The sequence below is a fragment of the Rhizobium sp. 18055 genome (genome assembly GCF_902706285.1).
In the GTDB taxonomy this organism is placed as follows: domain Bacteria; phylum Pseudomonadota; class Alphaproteobacteria; order Rhizobiales; family Rhizobiaceae; genus Rhizobium.
Genome location: NZ_CACSKD010000462.1, coordinates 1 through 395 on the forward strand (window position 1 = coordinate 1; position 395 = coordinate 395).

1 protein-coding gene is annotated in these 395 nt (G+C 27.1%); it reads right to left on the reverse strand.

Annotated features, from left to right (window positions below):
* Positions 1 to 267 (reverse strand): hypothetical protein (locus GVL52_RS30030; RefSeq protein WP_200848069.1); only part of this gene is annotated, 267 nt, incomplete at its 3' end.
* Positions 268 to 395 lie beyond the last annotated feature (128 nt).

Here is a 395-nt window from a genome sequence, read left to right on the forward strand (position 1 = left end):
AATAGATGCAAATAAGCCTGAATTTTGCATATGTTTTATAAAAGGTATTCTTGCTTCTTCATCAAAACGATGCATGATATAAAAGTAATCATTTTCAGCAAACAATTTCGCTAATTTCTCATTCATAACTGTTTGCATATTTGCAGGAACTACAGGAAGCTTGAATTTTTTCGGACCAAATTGGATAGTTGTATCACATTCAGACCTACTTTCAACTATGCATTTATTAGTTATTAATTGAATATCTTCGTAATCAAATATTTTCACTTTAAATAGCCCCTTTAAAAACTAATTATTTTTAAATGCAAATTAAAAACCGAATGTTTCCTTATTAATATGAGAAAACATTCAGTTTATAGCATTCGTATATACTGTACATTGTTTTATTGATATTG